Origin of the sequence: Nonomuraea antimicrobica (assembly GCF_039536965.1) — a bacterium.
Taxonomy (GTDB): Bacteria; Actinomycetota; Actinomycetes; order Streptosporangiales; family Streptosporangiaceae; genus Nonomuraea; species Nonomuraea antimicrobica.
Genome location: NZ_BAAAZP010000174.1, coordinates 1,157 through 2,310 on the forward strand (window position 1 = coordinate 1,157; position 1,154 = coordinate 2,310).

The following is a 1,154-nucleotide window of genomic DNA, read 5'->3' on the forward strand; positions in this document are numbered from 1 at the left end:
CCACCGTTCGGATGCGGGTGGCCCATCTCTCGATCAGGACTGAGGGGGCGGGATCCTCGGGTCGGGCAGCAGGTCGGGCAGCAGGTCGGGCAGCAGGTCGGCCAGTGCGGTGCGCACGGCGACTCGGCTCACCCCGCGCTCACGCGCGACACCCACGATCGAGGCGCCCTCGTCACGGAACGCCGCCCGCACTTCCTCAAGCCGGCCTCCGGCGAGCGCGGGTGGCCAGCCGCGGTAGCAGCCTTCGGCTTCGGCCGCAGCGATCCCTTCAGCGTCAGTTCGTTTCGCAGGTCGCACTGGAACTGCCCGACAGCGGTGATCACGTTGATGATCAGGGCGGTGGTGGCGTCGTCGGCGGCCAGGTCGTGGAAGTTGGACAGCGGCCCCGACAGGACTCGCAGCACGACGCCGCGGGCCTGGCACCAGTCCCGGACGGCGTGGATGTCCATCAGGTCGCGGCAGAGCCGGAACAGCTCTCAGACAGTAAGGGCGTCGCCGGGGTGCGCGGCGGAGGCGACCTTGGCGAACGCGGGCCGTTCCAGCGCGGAGATCCTGGAGGCGGTCGCCGGGTCCTCGAACAGCAGCACCCCCTCCACCGGATGGAACCCCTCGGCGACTCCTCCGGTCCGCACCAACAACCCGGCCACGGTGAGAATGTGCCGCCGCCGAAGCAGCGACTGGGTCGCGGTGGACGAGCGGGAGTAAACGATCCGCACCGGCGCTCCTCGGCAGTACGGAGCCCCATTCCATCTGCCGGGAAATCCTGTCGTCAATCAGCACCCGGATCGAATTGCCCGGCGGAGTGTTTCATTCCCTACTGTCCAATTTCTCCTGATCCGCTCGACGGCCTTCACATGGGTATCGTCAAACCTTCTAATTCCGATACCCCACGGACAGACCGAAGACCGGCGGATCGGCTACCTGGCGACTGGGGTCACGTTCGGGAGCGGACGGCCGTTCCGGGCGATCGCCTCCATCACCGCCCTAGGGCGGTGATGCGATCCAAGGCTTCCGCCCAGTCGCCGCCTGGCGCATCGGGCGTCCGAGACCTAAGAGCCTGCTGACAAAGGGATTTGGTGTGGGGGCGTGAGTCAGGAGAGCCCCGGGGTGTGGTCATCGTTGGGCTGTTAACCCGTGAACGGGAGCGGGCTCCC

Annotated in this window: 2 protein-coding genes; both read right to left on the minus strand. The window is 67.9% G+C overall.

The annotated features are described in order from the left end of the window. Positions 1-128: 128 nt before the first annotated feature. Positions 129-449 carry a hypothetical protein gene (locus tag ABD844_RS41230; RefSeq protein ID WP_486348548.1) on the minus strand — a complete coding sequence of 107 codons (321 nt, stop codon included), beginning with the start codon at positions 447-449 and terminating at the stop codon, positions 129-131. A 27-nt stretch (positions 450-476) separates the two neighbouring features. Then, positions 477-716 carry a hypothetical protein gene (locus tag ABD844_RS41235; RefSeq protein ID WP_344891158.1) on the minus strand — a complete coding sequence of 80 codons (240 nt, stop codon included), beginning with the start codon at positions 714-716 and terminating at the stop codon, positions 477-479. Positions 717-1,154 lie beyond the last annotated feature (438 nt).

Coding starts and splice junctions, on each gene's coding strand:
- ABD844_RS41230 (WP_486348548.1), bottom strand. CDS start 449: ATGGACATCCACGCCGTCCGGGACTGGTGCCAGGCCCGCGGCGTCGTG.